Raw genomic sequence first — 20,638 nt, forward strand, 5'->3', positions numbered from 1 at the left:
CGCGCGGCGGGAGCGACAGCCGGTTGTTCACATATCGGCGCCCGAATGGTTTGTGCCATATGGAAGTTCATCGTCGCTGTGGAAAACTTCCTTGCGGCCATGGGGTGGGTCGGCGACGATCGCAGCATGCTGCTGACGATCACCTGCACGCGACCGGAGGGCGCGGACTGGCCCGCGACCGACCTCGGGTTCCTGCTGCACAAAAACCCCGAGCGGGTGCAGGCGTTCGAGCAGTCCTACGGCACGGCGCACGTTGTGTATCCGGAGGCGGATCCGGCGCGCTGTACGGCGGCGTTGGTTCTCGAGGTGGACCCGATCCGCCTGGTGCGCGGACGTTCGCGTGGCACACCGGATTTCAGCCTCGGTCAGTACGTCAACGACCGGCCGTACGCGGCGTCGTCACTGCTGTCCGTGGCGATCGGCGCGGTGTTCCGCACGGCGCTGCACGGGCAGTGCAAAGCGCGTCCGGAACTCGCGCTCGCCGAGCTGCCGTTGCGGATCGAATTGCCCGCGGTGCCGTGCAAGGGCGGTGCCGAGGCCGCGGAGCGGGTGTTCACGCCGCTCGGCTGGCGTGTCTCGACCACGCCGCTCCCGCTCGATCCTGCTTTTCCGGAGTGGGGCGATTCGCACTACCTGCGGTTGGCGCTCACCGGTGAGATGCGACTGGCCGACGCCCTCTCACACCTGTACGTACTGCTGCCCGTCCTCGACGGAGCCAAGCACTACTGGATGGCGGCCGACGAGGTCGACAAGCTGATCCGCGCGGGCGACGGGTGGTTGGCCGAGCACCCGGAACGCGGGTGGATCGCCCGTCGCTACCTGGCCCGGCGTCAGTCGCTCGTTCGCACCGCACTGGCGCGTTTGGCGGAGATCGACGAGGCCGATCCGGACGATCTCGGCGCGGTGGAGGACTATGTCGACGGCGCGAATGCCTTGGACGACAACGCCTCCGTGGCATTTGACACTGCTGTGCACGTCGGTAGCGCCGCGTCTTCGCATGCGGACAGTTCGATCTCGGGCCAGACCGCGGACTCCACGGGTTCACGGGGGCTCGGCTCGACGACACAGATCGCCCTGCTCGATGCGGCCGAGGCTCCTCGCTCGTCGCCGGACGCCGCATCCGACGGAATGCGGGCCGACACGCGCGCGGTGGCGCCGCATACGGGTGAACCTGCACTGACTGATGCCGCTGCGGGCGCGTCTGCCGTCGACTCGGCGGGCGAGCAACGCACCGATGAAACCCGTACGCCGTCACTGGCGGTGCAGCGGCGGGCGGCGGTGCTCGCCGCGCTGGGTGAGATCGGGGCGCAGCGGGTGCTCGATCTCGGGTGCGGCGAGGGCGCGCTGCTGCGAGAGCTGTTGGCGGACCCGATGTTCACCGAGATCGTCGGCGTCGACGTGTCGACACGGGCGCTGCACATCGCCAAGCGCAAGCTGCGGCTGGACCGCATGCCGGAGCGTGTCGCACGCAGGCTCACGTTGCTCCAGGGAGCGCTCACCTACACCGACGCTCGCCTGCGCGGCTACGACGCGGCGGTGCTGATGGAAGTGATCGAGCACGTCGACCCGCCGCGCCTCGGCGCGCTCGAGCACGCCGTATTCGCCACGGCCGCACCCGGTTCCGTCGTGGTGACGACACCGAACTCGGAGTACAACGCGACCTACGAGACCTTGCCCGCGGGCGAGTTCCGCCACGACGACCACCGGTTCGAGTGGACCCGCGCCGAATTCGCCGCCTGGGCGACCGGCGTCGCGCAGCGCAACGGGTACCGCGTTCAGCTGCGCCCCGTGGGCGCCGAGCACCCCGAGCTCGGTGCGCCCACACAGCTGGCGCTGTTCACCAGGGCCGACGAACCCCGGCCCACCGGCGAAGACACGAAAGGAGCCGTACGATGACCGAACTGTCCATCCCTGAACTCTCGCTCGTCGTGCTCATCGGCAGCACCGGCTCGGGCAAGTCGACCTTCGCGCGCAAGCACTTTCCGGCCACGGCCGTGGTCTCCTCCGATGCCTGCCGCGGCATCGTCAGCGACGACGAGAACGACCAGTCGGCCACACCGGACGCCTTCGCGCTGCTGCACCACATCGCGGGCATCCGGCTGCGCCGCGGCTTGCGCACGGTGATCGACGCGACGAATGTGCAGCCTCGGGCGCGTCAGGAACTGGTCGCGGTGGCGCGCGCCAACGACGTGCTACCGGTCGCCATCGTGCTCGACGTGCCGGATGCGGTGTGCCTGCAACGCAATGCGCTGCGTCCCGACCGTTCGCATCTCGCCGCGCACGTGGTGCATCGCCAGCAGCGGGAGCTGCGCCGCGGCCTGCGCGGACTGGAGCGCGAGGGTTTCCGCAAGGTGTACGTGTTGCGCGGGACAGAGGAGATCGAGGGCGCGACCCTCGTCGACGAGAAGGCGTGGAACGACAAGCGCGAACTCACCGGACCGTTCGACGTGATCGGCGACGTGCACGGCTGCCGCGCCGAACTGGAGACGCTGCTCGGCGAGCTCGGGTACGCGCTGGAGCGTGACGAGGCCGGGCGTGCGGTCGGCGCGCGTCATCCGCGCGGGCGCACCGCGGTGTTCGTCGGCGACCTGGTCGACCGCGGCCCCGACACCCCGGGTGTGCTGCGGCTGGTGATGGGTATGGTCGCCGCGGGAACGGCGCTGTGTGTCACCGGCAATCACGAACACAAGCTTGTTCGCGCGCTGGACGGCAAGAAGGTCAGGATCGCGCACGGCCTTGCCGAATCGCTGAGCCAGCTCGAGGCGGAGGACGAGGATTTTCGCAAGGCGACGCTCGACTTCTGCCGCGGACTGATCAGTCATTACGTGCTCGACGGCGGCAACCTCGTCGTCGCGCACGCCGGGCTGAAGGAGGAGTACCACGGCCGCGCGTCCGGCCGGGTCCGCGCGTTCGCCATGTACGGCGAATCGACCGGCGAGACGGACGAATACGGTCTGCTGGTGCGCTACCCGTGGGCCTCGGACTACCGCGGCCGGGCCACCGTGCTGTACGGCCACACCCCGGTGACCGAGCTGCGGTGGGTGAACAACACGCTCTGCCTGGACACCGGCGTGGTGTTCGGCGGTCGCCTCACGGCGCTGCGCTACCCCGAGCGCGAGCCGGCATCCGTTCCTGCCGAACAGGTTTGGTACGAGCCGGTGCGCCCGCTCGCGCCTGCCGTAGCCACCACGGCCGACACCACCGCGGCCGTGGTGCACCGCGATCCGGGCGTGCTGGATCTCGACGACGTGCTGGGACGCCGCGTGGTGCACACCCGCCACCACGGCCGCGTCGGCGTGCAGGAGGAGAACGCCGGGGCTGCCCTGGAGGTGATGAGCCGCTTCGCGATCGATCCGCGCTGGCTGGTGTACCTGCCTCCGACGATGGCGCCGTGTGCGACCTCGTCGCTCGACGGCTACCTCGAGCACCCGGCCGAGGCATTCGCCTACTACCGGGGCGAAGGGGTGGACCGGGTCGTGTGCGAGGAGAAGCACATGGGCTCGCGAGCCGTCGTCCTGGTGACCCGCTCGGCGGCGGTCGCGCGGGACCGTTTCGGCGTCGAGGACGACGGCACGGGCGCGATCTACACGCGCACCGGTCGCCCGTTCTTCGACGGCCCCGCCCAGACCGAGACATTGCTCGCGCGAGTCCGCGCGGCGGCCGAGGCCGCGGGTCTGTTCGAGGAACTACGCAGCGAGTGGCTGCTGCTGGACACGGAGTTGCTGCCGTGGTCGGCGAAGGCCGTCGGCCTGCTGCGCAACCAGTACGCGGCCGTCGGCGCGGCGGCGAAGGCCGCGCTGGACGACACCGCGGCGGTGCTGGCGGCGGTCGCCATGCGCGGCCAGGACGTCACCCAGCTGGCCGACCGCACCACGGGGCGGCGCGCGGACGCCGCGGCCTTCACCACCGCCTACGGCCGCTACTGCTGGACGACCGACGGTCTTGCCGGGCTGCGTCTCGCGCCGTTCCAAGTGCTCGCCGCCGAGGGCGTCAACCACGCCACCCGCGACCACGCCTGGCACCTGGCGGTGATCGATCGCCTGGTCGCCGCCGATCCGGAGCTGTTCACTCCTACGCGCCGCATGGTGGTGGATCTCGCCGATGCCGACAGCGAAGCGGCCGCGACGGCGTGGTGGATCGAACTCACCACCGCGGGCGGCGAAGGCATGATCGTGAAGCCGCTCGGTTCCCTTGTCCGAAGCCGATCGGTCGACCGTCCCGGTACCGACGGTGAGCGTGGTCCCGAGGAAAGCGGTTCGGCACCGGACACTTCGGACACGGCCAGCACTCCGACCCGAGGCGAGTCGGCCCGCCTGGTTCAGCCGGGCGTGAAATGCCGTGGACCCGAGTACCTTCGGATCATCTACGGCCCGGAGTACCTGCGCGAGCCCAACCTTCACCGCCTGCGCACCCGCGGTCTCGGGCGCAAGCGGTCGATGGCGCTGCGCGAGTATGCGCTCGGATTGGAGGCGCTGGACCGGTTCGTCGCGGGCGAGCCGCTGTGGCGGGTGCACGAGGCGGTGTTCGCGGTGCTGGCCCTCGAATCGGAGCCCGTCGACCCGCGCCTGTGAACGGCGGTGCCCGGCGCCGTGAACGGCTCCACCCGGTGACCTCGTAGAAGACCTCCGGCGGCTTGGTCGGCTCGACCGTGCGCACGACCGAGCCGACCCGGTCACGCGGGCGCAGCGTTGGGCAGCATCGCCTCGTCGAGGCCGTCGGACGGCGTGCGCAGCGGAAGGAAGCGCAACTGCTGGATGCCGACACGTCGGTCCGCCAGGCCGCAGGCGCGCCAATCGACCCCGCGATCACCTGCTGGACGCTGGCGAGAGTTCACCGACGACGCGCGGGCCGAACCGAGGACAACGGGTACGGATCCCCTGAACTTGCGGTCGGCGCCGCGCCGGTCGGTGCCATGCTGGCCGGTGCCGCGCCGGTCGGCGCCGCGCTCTTCGATGCCGCGCCGGGCGATGCGCGCCGGTCGGTGGCGTGCCGGTCGGTGGACTGCCGGTCGGTGGCCCGCGATCGGGGGCGGACGGCGTCCAGAGGACTTTCAGAGCGGCTCGATGGCCCCGCGTGTCCCGGCTTCGACGCCGATAGTCGCTTGGCAGCTGGGCGGTATCCGGCGATCGGCGCAGGTCGTGGGGGTTCTAGCGACGCCGCGCGCCCGGAGTGAGAAGTGCTGAGGCATCGAAAGGTTGACGCTGGGTACTCCCCATCCAGTGGGAACGACCGTTGCGGACGGATCGTGACGGCCGTTACAGTCTGCTAGCAGGGCGCTTGCAAGAGTAAGCAGCCCGCCTGCGCGGTTCGGCCGCGCGCAGCCGACAGACAAAGGAGTCTGACCATGACTGCACCCCTCGACAACGGGCAGGCTCGAGAGTCCGACACCCGGACGATGCTGATCGACGACCGCTTCACCGGGCTGGCCTCGAAGTTCTTCGGCATGTTCCGTCGCAAGAGCCAGGGCGGCGGCGCGCTCGCGGTCTATCTGAACGGCAAACCGGTGCTCGATGTGTGGGCGGGCTGGGCGGACCGCGACCGGCCGTGGCGCGCGGACTCCATGGCGCTGTCGTACTCGACCGGCAAGGGTGTGGCGGCCACCGTCGCCCATCGGCTCATCGATCGCGGACTGCTCGACGTCGACGCCCCGGTCGCCGACTACTGGTCGGATTTCGCCGCCAACGGGAAGGCGGACATCACCCTGCGCGATGTACTGAACCACCGCGCGGGTCTCCAGCGCATCCGCGGCTTGCTGCCCGACCCGCACGACTTCCTGGACCACGACGCGGTCTCCGCCGCGATGGCCGCCTCCGCGCCGGATCCGTTGCGGCTGCGCGCATCCGGTTACCACGCCATCACCTTCGGCACCCTGGTGGCCGAGATCGCCCAGCGCGCGACCGGTCGCGACTTCACCGATCTGGTCCGCTCCGAACTCGCCGAACCGCTCGGCGAGCGCGACTTCTTCTACGGCGTTCCGCAACACGAGCGGCACCGGCTGGCGACGCTCTCGCCGCGGATCGGGGTCGCCAGGGTTCCGATCGACCGGCTGATCGCGCCCTTCGCACCGCTGCAACTGGTGTACGCCGCCCGCGGCGCGGTCTACGACGGCTGGGCCGACATGTCGATCGGCACCCGGCCCTACGACGCGATGATGCCCGGCTGGAACGGGGTGTTCACTGCCCGCGCGCTGGCGAAGATGTACGGCGCGATCGCCAACGACGGCATGGTGAGCGGCCGCCGACTGCTGCGCGCCGAGACGACCCGGCGCATCGCGGAGATGCCGCCCAACGGCCGCTTCGACTACGTGCTCGGCGCGGCGCCACACTTCGCGCTCGGCTACCACCGCGCCATCGTCGGTCCGCGCATCACCCGAAGGGCGTTGGGGCACTTCGGGATCGGCGGATCGGGCGGCATCGCGTTCCCCGAACTCGGCCTCTCGGTCGCCTTCGTCACCAATCGTCTCGGCAACCACGCCATGTCGGTCGGCGACGCCAGGCTGCCGATGCTCGCCGCCCGCGCCGAGCGCATCGCCCGCGCCGCCCGCGGCCAAGCGCCGATCCCGGTCGAGCCGGAAGCAGCGGCCAGCTGAAAATCAGCGCCCCTTCAGTTTTCGCCATCCGCCCGCGCGGTTGTCGGCGATGATCTGGCGGAACATGGCCGAAAGGGCGCGGGCATTGACGGTCTCGCCCTCGCGAATGGCCACGGTGCGTGCGGTCTTGTTGTCGTGCCCGCCGGTGATGATGCCCTCGGGGTCGGGGACGATGCCTCCGTCGTAGAGGAACACGTTGACGTGCGTCTTCGCGGCGAGCAGCGCGCAGATATTGCCGTCGAGCACGAAGTAAGGCTGGACGGTGCGCTTGATGGTCTCCTCGACCTCGGGGTCGGCGGCGTGCACCAGGTCGCGAACCTCGCGGCAGATCGCCTGCTGCCACGCGGGCAGGGCGTCGATGTAGGCGTCGACGCGTGGGTCGGCCACGTAGGGCATGTGCCGATCGTGGCACAGATACCGGTCCGAGGACAGTGTTCGGATCGGAGCACAAGCGCTTACCGACGACGCTGTGTGATCCACGAACCGTGCACGATTCACCGGAAAGGCGCGCTCGGGCGCTGATAGGCTGCCTTGCTCACGACCGTCGTGCCGAGGGAGAGCGAGGGGGCGATTCCAGTGCAACCGGAACAGGCACGGGCCGCCGGAGTGTTCGATGCCGCGCTGACCGGTGAGCTGCGCATGTCGGAACAGACGGCGCTGCGACTGGCGTCGGCCTGCGACGCGCTGATCGACGGATTGCGCCAGCTGCGCGGCACCGATCTCGGCGAGGTGAGCGGTTTTCCCGATCTGCCCTCAGGAGTCGCGCTGACCCGCGGATTCGCGGCCAAAGGGCAGGAATTCGCGGACACGCTGACCGCGCTACAAGAAGCGGCCCTGCGCTACAAGGCCGGATATCTGGCGGCCGGGCAGTTGGTGTCCGAGGCCGACGCCGCCCAGCGCGCGGCGCTGGAGCTGGCCGCCGACCGCCTGGACGAGGGCGCGTGAACAGCGCGCCCGACGCCGTCGACGCGGCGACCGACCCGCCGTACGTCACCGATCGGGAATCCTTCGACGCCTACACCCACCGTGAGATCTGGGAACTCGTGCACGAGGCCTTGCGTCCGGCCGAGCTCGGCCGCATCGCCGAGGGCTGGCAGGCCGGAGCCGAGGCGCTCGACGAGTTGTTCGCGGCGTTCGCGGCCGCGGTGCGCCGCGAGTTCGCGGAATGGCACGGCGAAGCGGCGACGGCCGCGCGCGAATCGACCGAGCGGTTCCTTCGCGCGGGCGCGACCGTGCGCGACGTCTGCGCCGAACTGCACCGGTTGATGGAGTCGAATTCGACTGCGGCTCAAGCGATCCGCGATGCCATTCCGCCGCCGCCCGAACCCTACGCGCCGAATCCGGACCCGGTGCTCGAGGCGATCGAGGGCGGTCCGCGCAAGATGGCACACGACATCGCCGCCGCCGAGGCGCTCGCCGCCGCGCAGGACACGCTGACCTTCGGCTACAACTCCACCCTCGTCGCCTCCGGCGACGCGGTGCCCGTCTTCGGCACACCCGAACCGAGCGGCGAGGGCGCGCGGTGAAGTGGGTCTTCACGCCGGACGAGTTCACCTACGTGTGGTCGGTCGAAACCGGCCTCGATCGCCGCCCCTACCCGATCAACATGGCCCACCGCGGCACTGTCCGCAGTGAAAACGACTGGGACAAGCTGAAACTCGCCAAACGCTTCCCCCGCAACGCCGATCCCGACCTGACCGGCGCGCTCACCCTCTGCGCCCGCGGTGACGTCACCACCATCACGGTATCCGGCGACCGCTACGTCCAGGACGGGCGCGCCGATGAGCCCATCCTCGCCTTCGGCGCCACCCACCTCGTGTGGGGAACGGTGATCGTCGCGGGGCCCTGCGACGTCAGCGTGATCGCCTGCCACGCAAGGAAAGTCGCCCATCACTTGGTGGCCGCCATGGGCTCGGCTCCCCCCGGCCGCCTCGCGCCGATGCGTGAACCACGCGAGGCCGTCCTGCACGAAGATCCCCACCTCTGGCAGCAGCGATCCGAGGCCGCGCTGCGCGCCGCCGCCCTCCGCGAGACCCTGCACCGGCCGATCGACGCGCGCGGGTTCATCACCGTCACCGTCGCGCCGGAAGACCCGATGTCACCCCCGACCCGCCACCGCACTTGGCTGGACTTCACCGACGACGGACGCTACCTACTGACGACCACCACCGATCTGACCCTGGCACCGGTCACCGACCCCGCACTCGCCACCCATCTCACCCGCTTGGCCGCCATCCGCTGACGGTGGATGCGCTGACAAGTACCCACTCCCACCACCGGAACTCGGCTCCGAACTTCGAATTTCGTCGACCTGTTGCGCGATCTGTCAGCCGTTACTCATCCACCTCGACGCCATAACCTCGAGCAAGCGCCGCAAGCCCGGTTGCGTACCCTTGACCGATCGCCCGCAGTCGCCAGTTGTCGCCGCGCAGATAAATCTCGGCCAGTAGCAGAGTCTCTTCCTCGGTCGCGGCGTCGAGCGTTGTCCTGGCCACCGCCGCCGCATCGCCGCCTGGCGCGACTTCCACCTCTACGGCGCCGACGTCACCGAAGGTCACGCCCGCGCCCTCGAGTGCGGCAGCGAACACGATTCGGCGGCAGGTCACCGGCAGCTCATCCAGATCGAACTCGATCGACTGTTCGCTGGGGCCCTCCACAGCGAGCCCGGCTCCGCTCGTCCGGGGCTGGTTGTAGAAGACGAAATCCTCGTCTGTGGAGACACGCTCGTCGCCGTCGACCAGAAAGGCGATCAGATCGACCTCCCAGGTCGTGCTCTGCGCCCACGACGCGCGCAGCTGCCACTGGACTCCGCGTTCAGCGATCGGCAGATCGATCACCTGCCCGCGCGCCAGATCGATCGGATCAACTACAGCTTCGGCGATCGCCACCTGCCGCACCGTGGTCGACGGCCCGCCCGACAACAGCTCCGGGCCGTGCACCGGCAGGCCGAGCTCTATCGCCTTCGCGTGCCTGCGATCGGCACCGGCCCCCGGCAGCGCGAGCACATCTGTCACCCGAGCCGACATGTTCACCGCCGCCGAACCGCCCAGTTCCACGACACGGGCGCGAGCATCTGCCGCTTCGCGGTGTGCGCCGCCGAGTACCAGAATGCGCCGACCCGCTAGAGGTCCGGTCGCTTTCGACGAGGCGGTGCGTCCCGACGCGGCGGAATCGTCCTTGCGCCGTCCCGGTCGCACTTCACCGAGCATCGCGACGAATCGCTGTTCGCTCACGATCGGCGTGCCCAATTCAGCCGCACGGCGGGCCTTTCCGGTTGGTCCATGCGGAGTGTTCGTGACCAGCAGGCTCGTTCGTCCACTGACACCACCCGTCACATCCAAACCGGCAGCTTCCGCCATGGCGATCAGAACTTCGCGTTCGGTCTCGGTCTCGCCGGTGAACGCGACCTTCATTCCCTGGACGAGACGGCCATCGGCGCCGAGAGCACCCGGATAGCTGAACTCGCACGGCGACTTCGGACCCGAACGAGTGCCAGGGCGCCGCCAGGAACCCCGGCTGTTCTCTTTCGGCGGGCAGCGAAGCAGCGGCGGTGCGACCCCGAGGCGCGCCGCGTCCGCGACCAAGGCGCGAAAGACCCCTGCCAAGACACGAGTGTCGTCCAGCGCGTCGTGCGCTTTCCGCTGCGGCACACCGTAATAGGAGGCGAGCGTGCCGAGCTTGCAGTCCGGCGTCGGCGGGGCGACCCGGCGTGCCAGGGCGAGGGTGCACAATCGGTGGTCCACCGGCAGCACACCACCACTGCGGTCGAACTCGTTCATCAGGAAGCCGTAATCGAAGCCGGCGTTGTGCGCGACCATCACCCGGCCGGTCAGCAGTTCCGACAACTGTTCCCGCACATGTTCGAAACGTGGTGAACCACGCAAGATCTCGGCGGTGAGCCCGTGCACGTGCACCGGACCGGGGTCGCAGCCCGGATCGAGCAGCGTGTGGAACTCTCGCGCGACGCGCCCATCGCTCTCCAACGTCAATGCGGCCACCGACAGGATGCGGTGATCCGACGCGCGTAGTCCCGTGGTCTCGACATCCACGATGGTGAAAGATCCGAACCCGCCGTCCTGCGGCACTCCTTGGGCAACCGTGCTCCCCTGCATGCGAGAGCAATCGGTGCCGGTGCTGAAAGTGTTGCAGGCGAATCTTTTCCGGCTGCGTTCAGCTCGGGAGGTCGAAGCCGAGATATTCGGTGACAAGGCGCGGGTCGGGTGGGCGATCGGGTCGCCGTGCTCGCCGGAGGCTGTCGGGTGGATCTCGGCGGGGCGGGGCAGACGCGGAAAATCCGTTGTTCCACGGGTGGCGGGGTCCGTAACGTCACGTCGGTTTGTCCACCATCGACCGGAAGGAGTCGACACTGTCATGAAACCTGTCACCGAACGCGATATCAGGTCGTCGTTCGTCAACTGTTCCAAGGGAGACGCCAAGCGGCTGTCCGTGCCACGTGACCTCGCGGAGCGGCCATGGGACGATCTGGATTTCCTCGGCTGGGGAGATCCGTCGCTGCCGGGCCGCTGCTACCTGGTGGTGCCACAGGACGAACGGCTGGTCGGGGTCGCGTTGCGCTACGAGACCGGCGGGACCGGCAAGCCGCAGCTGTGCGCGATCTGCCTGACCACGCACACCGGCGGTGATGTGGTCCTGATGACCGCGCACAAGGCGGGCGATTCCGGTCGCCGCGGCAACTCGATCGGCACCTACATGTGCACCGATCTGGCCTGCTCGCTGTACGCGCGCGGCAAGAAGCGCCCCGCCCTCGGCAGCCGCTACCGCGAGGACCTCACGCTCGAGGAGAAGATCGACCGGGTCCGCGACAACATGAACGCCTTCCTCACCAGGCTCTACAGCTGACCCACCCGTAGCCCGTTCGAAAGGAGGTAGATGCCATGTGCCGACACTCGACCACCCCGCATCCCGACAGCACCCGAGTCCCCTCTCCCTCAACGGGACTCGGGATGCCCGGGATCCCTCTCCGGTCGAGACGCGCCGACCCAACCGGCCCGCCCCGTCCGGAGAGGAATCCCCTACGCCCAGCACTTGTTGCACACGCCCTTGCCACGACGACGCGCCTCGACGGAGGTCACCTGTTCGACCGGCGCGATCCGTCTGCCGAGTCGACGCGAGTTCTCGACGCCCTCCCGATATCCGGGACAATCGACGCCACGATGGAAGACCCGCCCGCTTTCCGTCAGGATCCCCGGGGTCGCGTCGGGCGGCCAGGGCTTCTGAAACTGGGTGGGGCCGTGCCCCATCGCATCCACCACGGCGATCAGGGTACCGATCCCGATCGGGCCGGGAGGTCGAAAACTGGTCGGGGTGACAGGATTTGAACCTGCGACCCTCCGCTCCCAAAGCGGATGCGCTACCAAGCTGCGCTACACCCCGAGGCCTCGCGGTGGCGGGGGCCGCCGACGAGTATGAATCTTGCGTTGAGCGGGTGACGGGAATCGAACCCGCACCATCAGCTTGGAAGGCTGAGGTTCTACCATTGAACTACACCCGCAGGCATACGACATCGATGGGATCGCCACGATGTCGTGTGCACCACGCACTGTACCGAATCCGGTTCGGGAAACGCCAATCGCCCCCGTGCTGGCGGTGCGCGACCGGCCGTCGCCGCTGATCACCGCGCGTGGGTGGCCGAACAAGTCGCACACAGCTTTCGCACGCGACACACAGCACCGCCTCTGCGTGACGTATGGACCGTCTGTGCGATCCCAGCTCTCGAGTTGCAGCGTCCCGCGCCGAGCCTCGATCCGCTCCATGTGGAGCCCACCGTGCCGCCGGATTCGGGCCGGAACCGGTGTCCGCCGCGGCGTCGGGGCCCGCCGACGCGTTGGCCTACGCCCTTGTCGAGCAGGACCCCCGTTTCAGCACACTCCCGGCGCGTCGGCCCGCGACTCTCCAGCGAACGAAAACTCATGTGTAACATCCGCGCCGCTGGAACGATCACACATCCGATCGCCATTCGCGAGGCATCGAAAACTCGTTGTAAAACGCCGTTTTTCAGTGCCGAGTGGCTTGCTAGGATCCTTTTTGCCGGACGGGGGTATCTGGAAAGGGGGCGGTGAGCGTGCGCCGAGCGAGGTGGACACAACCGCGTAGCAGTAGTGATCGGGGTGAGGCCGGCACCTGTGTGCGCACAGGGCACCCGGGTACCGACGTTGCCCACGGTCGGTGAATGCGATGGCGACCGACATCGAACCGCCAGTCGCCGCGATGTGTCGCGCCTGGGCACGGGCCGTGTGCTCCGAACCCGGCTCGCACACGACGCCGCATCAGCTGGAACCTGTTCTGATCGAGCTGGTCGAACGGCTGCTGTATCTGGCCAGGCACGAGCCCTTCCCGGTGCCGGAGGCGCGGATGCTGGGCGCTCGCCTCGCCGAGCCGCCGTTCGAGCGGACCAGGATGCTCGCGCAGGCCAGTCGCTGGCTGCTCGGCTTCCCCTCCGGCAGGCCGGGCTCGTTGGTGGCGACCCGCTGGCCGTTCGTGGCCAGCCAGGCCATCGACAGCTACGCCCAGGCCCTGCAGGAGCGAGCGCTGGCCCAGCAGGAGCAAAGTCTTTCGGCCAAGGTGTCGCTGCGGGTGCAGGAGATCGCCGCCCTCCAGCATCGGCTCCGCCACGAGGCCACCCACGACGCGCTGACCGACCTGGCCAACCGGACCTTGCTCCAGGATCAGGTGCGCCGCATGGCCACCGACCCGAACAGCTGCGTGGGGCTGCTGCTCATCGACCTGGACCGGTTCAAGCAGATCAACGACGGATACGGGCACGCGGTCGGCGACGAGGTGCTCGTCGAACTGGCCAACCGGCTGCGCGAGGTCTGCCCGCCCGACACGGTGATCTGCCGGTACGGCGGTGACGAGTTCGTGCTGGCGGTGAACCGGGACGGCAAGACCCTCACCGAGATCGCCAACCGCATCGTGGGAGCGCTGCGCGACCCGGTGTGGTCGTCGGCGGGTCCGGTGCCGGTCTCGGCGAGTGTGGGCACCGCCTACAACCCGCCGGGCGCCCCGTGCGACTTCACCGATCTGCTGCGGCGCGCCGATCGGGCGATGTACTCGGCCAAGACGGCGGGCGGGCGACGGTTCGCGTTCTCCGATTCCGACGAACCGGAGATAGACGCGGCCGTCGCCGGCTGAACCCCCGCAAACCGCGTCCGCGGGCGGGGGTGGCGCTGCCGAAGGAGTTCAGCTCGGCTGGCAGGTGGGACACCAGAAGAGGTTGCGACCTTCCAGCACCGCGTGAGCAACCGGCTCGGCACACACCCGGCAATCCGAGCCGAGGCGGCGGTAGACGTAGGTGCGCGGACGGTCGGGGGCGTAGGACGGTTCGCCGTGATCGTGCTCGGGACGGACGACGTGCATACGTCCGGTCGCCACGCCCACGGGCATCAGCTCGACCAAATCCGACCAAAGGGCGCTCCACTCTTCGGCACTCAGGTCGACGCCGGGACGGTAGGGCGAAATACCGTGCCGGAAGAGCACTTCGGCGCGGTAGACGTTGCCGACACCGGCGATCACGCTCTGGTCCATCAGCAGCGCGCCGATCGGCCTGCGGGAACGGCGGATTCGCGCGAAGGCGCGGTCCGGATCGGCGTCGGGACGCAGCGGGTCGGCGCCGAGGCGGTCGGTCAGCGCCTCGACCTCCGGCGGCAGCAGCACCTCGCAGGCCGCGGGACCGCGCAGATCCGTGCCGAAGCCGTCGCCGACCATCCGCATCCTGACCTGCCCGACGGGCACGCCCATCGGTGGTTCCGAGTCGTAGAACTTGCCGTAGAGCCCGAGATGCACGTGCACCGCGAGGCCCGATTCGTAGTGATGCAGCAGGTGTTTGCCGTGCGCCTCCGAGCGCACGAGTCGCTGTCCGTCCACCAGCGCGGCGCCGTCGGCAAACCGGCCCTGCGGACTCGACACCCGCACCACACCGCCGGCGAAGGCTTGCTGATGCTGGTTCGCCAGGCGGTGCAGCGTGTGCCCTTCAGGCATTCGTCGACGTGACCTCAGTACGCCGGGACGGCGGGAGCGACACCGGTCTTCTCGTACTCGGCCAGGATGTCGATGCGGCGCTGGTGGCGCTCCTCCTCGGACCACGGCTGGGAGACGAACGCGTCGACGATGGCCAGCGCCTCCTCGGTGGAGTGCATGCGGCCGCCGATGCCGATCAGCTGCGCGTTGTTGTGCTCGCGGGCCAGCTTCGCGGTCTCCACGCTCCAGGCGAGGGCGCAGCGGGCGCCGGGCACCTTGTTCGCGGCGATCTGCTCGCCGTTGCCGCTGCCGCCGAAGACCAGGCCGAGGCTGCCCGGATCGGCGACGGTGCGACGAGCCGCTTCGATGCAGAAGGCGGGGTAGTCGTCCAGGGCGTCGTACTCGAGGGCGCCGCAGTCGACGACCTCGTGGCCCGCCTGCTGGAGATGGGCCTTGACGTGATTCTTCAGTTCGAAACCGGCATGGTCGGCACCCAGGTATACGCGCATGGCTGCGATTCTGTCAGGCCGCGCGACAGCCGATCCGGGTGGGCACCGTCCGCCATCAACACCAGCGCCGTCCGGCGCGAATCTGCTGACACGAGGCGTGCCCGCGGGCACTGACCAGCGAGTGTCCGACAGCACAGCGGCGCTGGCTCTCGGACGCGAGAACCCCGCCCCTACCGATGAATAGAGTGCATTCCATGCAGCCGCACGAACCGACGCCGCCGGACCGAGCCGACCAGCCGGAATCCCCGTACGCGCCGCCGAGCGGGTGGGGGCAGGAACAGCAACCGCCGCAGCCCGGCTCGGCGATACCACAGCACACCGGCGCCCAACCGACCTACGGCACCGAGACTTCGAAGCCTTACAGCACTGAACCCACGTCACCCTACGACGCTGGATCCACACCCGCTCGCGACGCCGGGGCCACCTCGCACTACGGCGCTGGGTCCACGTCGCCTTACGGCGCCCAGCCGACGCCGCCTCCCGGCGCCGGATCCACCTCGCACTACGGCGCTGGATCCACGTCGCCTTACGGCACCCCAACGACGCCGCCTCCCGGCACTGGATCCACCTCGCCCTATGGCGCTGGATCCACGTCGCCTCACGGCGCCCAGCCGACGCCGCCTCCCGGCACTGGATCCACCTCGCCCTACGGCGCTCAGCCCACGTCCCCCTACGGCGCCGGTCCGATGACGCCCTACGGCGCACCACCCCCCGTACCGCCGAAGAACATGCCGCGCGGCCTCTCCCCGTTCGGGATGCCCGCCAGGCACAGCTGGGAGATCCCGCTGCTCGTCCTGGTGGTGGTGTGCACGACGGTCGCCTACCTGATCGCCATCGTCATGCTCGTCGTGGTGCTCGCCGACGGCGCGGTGCCGAGCGACTACCTGCTGTTGCTCGTCTTCGCGCCGATCCTGGTCTGGGTGGGGCGCGGTATCAACTACGCGTCGCAGCGGGTGAACGGCGTGAAGATGTCGCCGACGCAGTTCCCCGAGGGCTATCAGATGGTGGTCGAGGCGGCGGCCCGGTTGGGTATGGCGAAGGTGCCCGACGCCTATGTGGTGCTCGGCAACGGCCAGATCAACGCCTTCGCCTCCGGGCACGGCTTCCGGCGCTTCGTCGTCGTCTACAGCGACCTGTTCGAAATCGGCGGCAAGGCACGCGAACCCGACGCGCTCGCGTTCATCATCGGCCACGAGGTCGGCCACATCGCCGCCGGACACACCTCGTACTGGCGACAGCTGGGCATGTTCCTCGTGCCGTTTCTGCCGATCCTGGGCAGTTCGCTGATCCGTTCGCAGGAGTACACCGCCGACAACCACGGCTACTGCAACCGGCACACCGGCGCGGCCGCGGCCATGGGCACGCTGGCGGCGGGCAAGTACATGAACACCCTCGTCGGCTTCGACGAGATGGCCGACCGCGCCGCGACCGAGAAGGGCGGGTTCGTCTGGTTCGTCAATGCCCTGTCCTCGCACCCGGTGCTGACCTGGCGGATGTGGGCGCTGCGCGACCGCAGCAGGCACGGAAAGCTCTTCCTGCGCCCGAGCCCGCAGCCGCCGATGGGCGCCGTGCCGTATGGCCCGTACGGCGAGGTGCCGAGTCTGCCGCCGAAGCCGGTGCCCTGAGCCGACGAACCGGGCGCCGCGAACGCGCGGCGCCCGGTTTCGCGTTCAGTCGAAGACCGGGTCCTCGGTCCTGGTCCGCTTGAGTTCGAAGAAGTGCGGGTAGGAGGCCAGCGCGACGACGCCGTCCCAGACCTTGCCCGCGTCCTCGCCGCGCGGGATGCGCGAGAGCACCGGGCCGAAGAACGCCACACCGTTGACGTGGATGGTCGGGGTGCCGACGTCCTGGCCGACCTTGTCCATGCCCTCGTGATGGCTCTTGCGCAGCGCCTCGTCGTACTCGGTGCTCTCGGCGGCCTTCGCGAGCTCCGCGGGCAGGCCCACCTCGGCGAGCGCGTCGGCGATCACCGCGGCCAGGCTCTCCTGCATGGTCGGCCGCTCGTATTCGGCCTTGCGATCGTGGATGCGGCTGCCCATCGCGGTGTAGAGCGGGGCGAGCACCTTGTCGCCGTGGTCCTTGGCGGCGGCGATGGCGACGCGCACCGGACCCCAGCCGCTGTTCATCAGTTCGCGGTACTGCTCGGGCAGATCGCGGCCCTCGTTCAGCACCGCGAGGCTCATCACGTGGAAGCGCGCCTCGATGTCGCGGACCTGCTCGACCTCCAAGATCCAGCGGGAAGTGATCCAACACCAAGGGCACAGCGGGTCGAACCAGAAATCGGCGACGTTCTTCTCGGCCGTGTCGGTCACGGGTCGTTCCTCTCGATCGCATGCAAGAAGCGCGGCGCGCGAGCGCCGTCACCCGGAACCAACCACGCCGCCGGACGATTCGTTCCCGCCCCGAACCGATGTCCGGATAAGGCGTTGCGGAACACCCGCCGACAGTAGGCTCGAGTGGGCACGCGTTTCCTCCCGAGAAGGAGTCCGCAAATGACCTCGGATCGGCGTTTCGTGATCGTGGGCGGTGGACTTGCCGCGGCCAAGCTGGCGGAAGCCCTGCGCGACAACGACTTCGACGGGAAGATCACCCTGGTCAGCGCCGAGGAGCACCTGCCGTACGAACGACCGCCGCTGTCCAAGGAACATCTGTTCGGCAAGAAGCAGCTCGCGGACTTCACCGTGAATCCGGCGCAGTGGTACCGCGACCACAATGTGGACCTGCTGCTCGGCACGACCGTCAGCGCGATCGATCGGGACGCCAAGACGATCACGCTGCCGGACGGCTCCACGCTCGCCTACGACAAACTCGCGCTGGCCACCGGATCCACGCCGCGCACGTTGTCGCTGCCCGGCGCCGACACCCCCAACGTCTACACGCTGCGCTCCATCGAGGACTCCGACACCCTCATCGGCCTGTTCGGCCAGAGCGACCGGCTCGCGATCATCGGCGCGGGCTGGATCGGTCTCGAGGTCGCGGCGGCCGCCCGCGCCGCCGAGATGGACGTCACCATCGTGGAGACCGCCGAACAGCCGCTGCTCGGCGCGCTCGGACCCGAGATGGGCGCGGTCTTCGCCGACCTGCACCGGGCGCACGGCGTCGATCTACGCCTCGGCGCCCAAGTCGAGGAGATCACCACGCACGACGGGATCGCGACGGCGATCGCCGACGGGCTGCGGCTGGCCGACGGGACGACCGTCGCCGCCGACGCGGTGCTGGTCGCGGTCGGCGCCAGGCCGAATATCGAGCTCGCCGCCGAGGCGGGACTCGAGGTGGACAAGGGCGTGCTCGTCGACGCGAGCCTGGTCACCAGCGATCCGGACATCGTCGCCGTGGGGGACATCGCCGAACAGCAGCATCCGCGGCTCGACCGCCGCATCCGGGTGGAGCACTGGGCCAACGCGCTCAACCAGCCCGCGGTCGCGGCGGCGACCATGCTCGGCAAGTCGGCGACCTACGACCGGCTGCCCTACTTCTTCACCGATCAGTACGACCTCGGCATGGAGTACACCGGCTACGCCGCGCCCGGCGGGTACGAGCGGGTCGTGGTACGCGGCGATCTGGACCAGCGCGAGTTCGTCGCGTTCTGGTTGGACTCGGAGAATCGCGTGCTCGCGGGCATGAACGTCAACGTGTGGGACGTGACCGACCGGATCAAGGAGCTGATCACCGCGGGCGAGCCGGCCGACCCCGACCGCCTGGCAGACACCTCGACGTCACTGTGATCCAGATCACTGAACCTCCCGTGAGCGATGTGTCGAAGAGGCGCGCCCCGCTCCGACCTACCTACGAGAGCGCCGAAGGGGCGCGCCGATCCGCGAGGAGCCGACCATGAAGTACATGCTGATCAAGACCTACAGCGAAGCCGCCTACTGCGACACCCCGATCTCGGAGTGGGAGCCGGAGGATCTCGAGGCGCACATCGACTTTCAGCGTGCGCTGGGCGAGGAACTGGCGAAATCGGGCGAGCTGGTCGACGCGCAAGGCTTGGCAGGACCGGAGAGTGCGCGCATCGTCAGCGCCGACGGCCGCTCCGCCCCGGTGATCACCGACGGCCCGTTCCCCGAGACCAAGGAATTCCTGGCGGGGTACTGGCTCGTCGACGTGGACAGCCCCGAACGCGCGTTGCAGATCGCCGCCCAGGCCTCGGCCGCGCCCGGCCCCGGCGGCAAGCCGATCGGCGAGTACATCGAAGTGCGCGCGGTGATGAGCGCTCCCGCCGCCGAACTGTGACCCTGTCCTCCGACGCCGAGGCCCTGCTGCGCGAACTGGCGCCCCAGGTCCTCGGCGTCCTGGTGCGCCGTTTCGGCGACTTCGACACCGCCGAGGACGCCGTCCAGGAGGCCCTGCTCGCCGCCGCGACCCAGTGGCCCGCGGCGGGGCTGCCGGACAATCCGCGCGGCTGGCTCGTCCAGGTCGCGCAGCGCAGGATGGCGGACGTGGTGCGCGCCGAAGCGGCGCGGCGGCGCAGGGAGGCAACTGTTTTCGAGCGCGAGGTGCCGGACACCGAGACCGTCGACCGGGACGACACCCTGGCGATGTTCTTCCTGTGCTGCCACCCCGCGTTGTCCTCGGCGAGTGCGATCGCGTTGACGCTGCGGGCGGTCGGCGGACTCACCACAACGGAGATCGCGCGCGCCTTCCTGCTGCCGGAACCGACCACGGCCCAGCGCATCGCGCGGGCCAAGAAGCGCCTCGCCGCGCTCGATCGTCCATTCGTCAGGCCCGATGCCGCCGAGTGGCGAGAGCGACTCGGCTCGGTGCTGCACGTGTTGTATCTGATCTTCAACGAAGGGCACACCACTACGTCGGGCGCCGAATTGCAGCGAACCGACCTCTCCGGCGAGGCGATCCGGCTGACCCGCGCCGTGCACCGGCTGCTGCCCGACGACGTCGAGGTCACCGGTCTGCTGGCGCTCATGCTGCTGACCGACGCTCGCCGTGCCGCCCGCGTCGGTCCGCACGGCGAGCTGATTCCGCTGGCCGAGCAGCAACGAGGTCGATGGGATCGAGCGATGATCACCGAGGGCGTGCGACTGGTCACCGGCACCCTGTCGCATGGACTCACCGGCGTCTACCAAGTGCAGGCGGCGATCGCGGCCGTGCACGGGCAGGCGCCGCGTGCGGAGGACACCGACTGGCCGCGAATCCTGGCGCTGTACAACCTGCTCGAACGCATCGCGCCGAATCCGGTGGTCACGCTGAACCGAGCCGTCGCGGTCGCGATGGTGCACGGTCCGTCGGCGGGGCTGGCGCTGATCGACACCCTCGAGGAGCCGCTCGCGGGTGCTGGTCATCGGCTGGACGCGGTGCGCGGGCACCTGCACGAGATGGCGGGTGAGTATCCGGTTGCCGTCGCGCACTACACCGCGGCGGCCCGCCGGACCACGAGTGTGCCGGAGCGGGATTATCTGACGCTGCGTGCGGCGCGACTGCGCCAAGAGACCGCCGCGAAACGCTGACCGAACTGCGAGTGCCCTGCGCGCCGATATCCCGCGACTGCACCGCGAGCACCGGCGCCACACGACCCTCGCACGGGCGGTCCAAGCCGCACCACATCGCT

Annotated in this window: 19 protein-coding genes, 2 tRNA genes and 1 pseudogene; 12 read left to right on the forward strand and 10 right to left on the reverse strand. The window is 69.4% G+C overall.

Annotated features, from left to right (window positions below):
- Nucleotides 1-78: 78 nt before the first annotated feature.
- The gene (locus T333_RS17485) at nt 79-1,896 is read left to right on the forward strand and encodes a 3' terminal RNA ribose 2'-O-methyltransferase Hen1 (protein WP_496425104.1); all 1,818 of its coding nucleotides are present in this window, start codon (nt 79-81) and stop codon (nt 1,894-1,896) included.
- Nucleotides 1,893-4,571, forward strand: coding sequence for a polynucleotide kinase-phosphatase (locus T333_RS17490; protein ID WP_496425105.1), 2,679 nt, complete (start codon nt 1,893-1,895; stop codon nt 4,569-4,571). The genes T333_RS17485 and T333_RS17490 overlap by 4 nt, the downstream gene beginning before the upstream one ends.
- Nucleotides 4,572-4,672: 101 nt before the next feature.
- On the opposite strand, the gene T333_RS17495 is transcribed toward T333_RS17490, so the two are convergent.
- Nucleotides 4,673-4,834: a hypothetical protein gene (locus T333_RS17495; RefSeq protein ID WP_496425106.1), complete on the reverse strand. Its 162-nt coding sequence runs from the start codon at nt 4,832-4,834 to the stop codon at nt 4,673-4,675.
- 510 nt (nt 4,835-5,344) lie between these two features.
- On the opposite strand from T333_RS17495, the gene T333_RS17500 reads away from it, so the two are divergent.
- Complete coding sequence (locus T333_RS17500; protein WP_357251605.1) at nt 5,345-6,589, forward strand: serine hydrolase domain-containing protein; 1,245 nt, start codon at nt 5,345-5,347, stop codon at nt 6,587-6,589.
- A gap of 3 nt (nt 6,590-6,592) precedes the next feature.
- On the opposite strand, the gene T333_RS17505 is transcribed toward T333_RS17500, so the two are convergent.
- The gene (locus T333_RS17505) at nt 6,593-6,985 is read right to left on the reverse strand and encodes a DUF1801 domain-containing protein (protein ID WP_357251602.1); all 393 of its coding nucleotides are present in this window, start codon (nt 6,983-6,985) and stop codon (nt 6,593-6,595) included.
- A gap of 180 nt (nt 6,986-7,165) precedes the next feature.
- Between T333_RS17505 and T333_RS17510 the strand changes: the two genes are divergently transcribed.
- From T333_RS17510 to T333_RS17520, 3 genes are read left to right on the forward strand one after another with little or no spacing between them, the layout of a single operon-like run.
- Nucleotides 7,166-7,534: a hypothetical protein gene (locus tag T333_RS17510; RefSeq protein WP_355000870.1), complete on the forward strand. Its 369-nt coding sequence runs from the start codon at nt 7,166-7,168 to the stop codon at nt 7,532-7,534.
- Nucleotides 7,531-8,115 (forward strand): WXG100 family type VII secretion target, encoded by a 585-nt coding sequence (locus tag T333_RS17515; RefSeq protein WP_496425107.1) that lies wholly within the window; start codon nt 7,531-7,533, stop codon nt 8,113-8,115. The genes T333_RS17510 and T333_RS17515 overlap by 4 nt, the downstream gene beginning before the upstream one ends.
- Nucleotides 8,112-8,831: an ESX secretion-associated protein EspG gene (locus T333_RS17520; RefSeq protein ID WP_496425108.1), complete on the forward strand. Its 720-nt coding sequence runs from the start codon at nt 8,112-8,114 to the stop codon at nt 8,829-8,831. The genes T333_RS17515 and T333_RS17520 overlap by 4 nt, the downstream gene beginning before the upstream one ends.
- A 91-nt stretch (nt 8,832-8,922) precedes the next feature.
- Here T333_RS17520 and T333_RS17525 read toward each other — a convergent pair whose 3' ends face one another.
- Both T333_RS17525 and T333_RS17530 read right to left on the reverse strand, forming a co-directional pair.
- On the reverse strand, nt 8,923-10,002 hold the full coding sequence (locus tag T333_RS17525; RefSeq protein ID WP_496425320.1) for a TerD family protein: 1,080 nt from the start codon (nt 10,000-10,002) through the stop codon (nt 8,923-8,925).
- A gap of 162 nt (nt 10,003-10,164) precedes the next feature.
- Nucleotides 10,165-10,962 (reverse strand): annotated as a pseudogene (locus T333_RS17530) (exonuclease domain-containing protein); the annotation flags it as partial.
- Here T333_RS17530 and T333_RS17535 point away from each other — a divergent pair.
- Nucleotides 10,961-11,449, forward strand: coding sequence for an FBP domain-containing protein (locus T333_RS17535; RefSeq protein ID WP_496425109.1), 489 nt, complete (start codon nt 10,961-10,963; stop codon nt 11,447-11,449). The pseudogene T333_RS17530 and the gene T333_RS17535 sit on opposite strands and share 2 nt — an antisense overlap.
- 173 nt (nt 11,450-11,622) lie before the next feature.
- Here the strand turns inward: T333_RS17535 and T333_RS17540 are convergent, their stop codons facing one another.
- From T333_RS17540 to T333_RS17550, 3 genes are all read right to left on the reverse strand, one after another.
- The gene (locus T333_RS17540) at nt 11,623-11,862 is read right to left on the reverse strand and encodes a hypothetical protein (RefSeq protein ID WP_496425110.1); all 240 of its coding nucleotides are present in this window, start codon (nt 11,860-11,862) and stop codon (nt 11,623-11,625) included.
- 44 nt (nt 11,863-11,906) lie between these two features.
- A tRNA-Pro gene (locus tag T333_RS17545) sits at nt 11,907-11,983 on the reverse strand.
- A 47-nt stretch (nt 11,984-12,030) separates the two neighbouring features.
- Nucleotides 12,031-12,101, reverse strand: a tRNA-Gly gene (locus T333_RS17550).
- A gap of 683 nt (nt 12,102-12,784) precedes the next feature.
- On the opposite strand from T333_RS17550, the gene T333_RS17555 reads away from it, so the two are divergent.
- Entirely contained in the window at nt 12,785-13,741 is a 957-nt protein-coding gene (locus T333_RS17555) for a GGDEF domain-containing protein (protein ID WP_141812251.1), read from the forward strand.
- A gap of 48 nt (nt 13,742-13,789) precedes the next feature.
- Here T333_RS17555 and T333_RS17560 read toward each other — a convergent pair whose 3' ends face one another.
- Together T333_RS17560 and T333_RS17565 are read right to left on the reverse strand one after the other, a co-directional pair.
- A complete protein-coding gene (locus tag T333_RS17560; protein ID WP_355000876.1) occupies nt 13,790-14,587 on the reverse strand; it encodes an Fpg/Nei family DNA glycosylase in 798 nt (265 codons plus the stop codon).
- A gap of 14 nt (nt 14,588-14,601) precedes the next feature.
- Nucleotides 14,602-15,075 (reverse strand): ribose-5-phosphate isomerase, encoded by a 474-nt coding sequence (locus T333_RS17565; protein ID WP_357251583.1) that lies wholly within the window; start codon nt 15,073-15,075, stop codon nt 14,602-14,604.
- 686 nt (nt 15,076-15,761) lie between these two features.
- Between T333_RS17565 and T333_RS17570 the strand changes: the two genes are divergently transcribed.
- On the forward strand, nt 15,762-16,700 hold the full coding sequence (locus tag T333_RS17570; protein ID WP_496425111.1) for a M48 family metallopeptidase: 939 nt from the start codon (nt 15,762-15,764) through the stop codon (nt 16,698-16,700).
- Between the two features lie 45 nt (nt 16,701-16,745).
- Here T333_RS17570 and T333_RS17575 read toward each other — a convergent pair whose 3' ends face one another.
- Nucleotides 16,746-17,387 carry a mycothiol-dependent nitroreductase Rv2466c family protein gene (locus tag T333_RS17575; protein WP_357251580.1) on the reverse strand — a complete coding sequence of 214 codons (642 nt, stop codon included), beginning with the start codon at nt 17,385-17,387 and terminating at the stop codon, nt 16,746-16,748.
- A gap of 180 nt (nt 17,388-17,567) precedes the next feature.
- Here T333_RS17575 and T333_RS17580 point away from each other — a divergent pair, with 180 nt between their 5' ends.
- The 3 genes from T333_RS17580 (at nt 17,568) to T333_RS17590 (ending at nt 20,537) form a co-directional block, all read left to right on the forward strand.
- Complete coding sequence (locus tag T333_RS17580) at nt 17,568-18,800, forward strand: NAD(P)/FAD-dependent oxidoreductase (RefSeq protein WP_496425112.1); 1,233 nt, start codon at nt 17,568-17,570, stop codon at nt 18,798-18,800.
- A gap of 106 nt (nt 18,801-18,906) precedes the next feature.
- Entirely contained in the window at nt 18,907-19,308 is a 402-nt protein-coding gene (locus T333_RS17585; protein ID WP_355000880.1) for a YciI family protein, read from the forward strand.
- Nucleotides 19,305-20,537, forward strand: a complete 1,233-nt coding sequence (locus tag T333_RS17590; RefSeq protein ID WP_496425113.1) for an RNA polymerase sigma factor — start codon at nt 19,305-19,307, stop codon at nt 20,535-20,537. The genes T333_RS17585 and T333_RS17590 overlap by 4 nt, the downstream gene beginning before the upstream one ends.
- Nucleotides 20,538-20,638 lie beyond the last annotated feature (101 nt).

It is taken from the genome of Nocardia sp. CNS-044, from assembly GCF_059570515.1.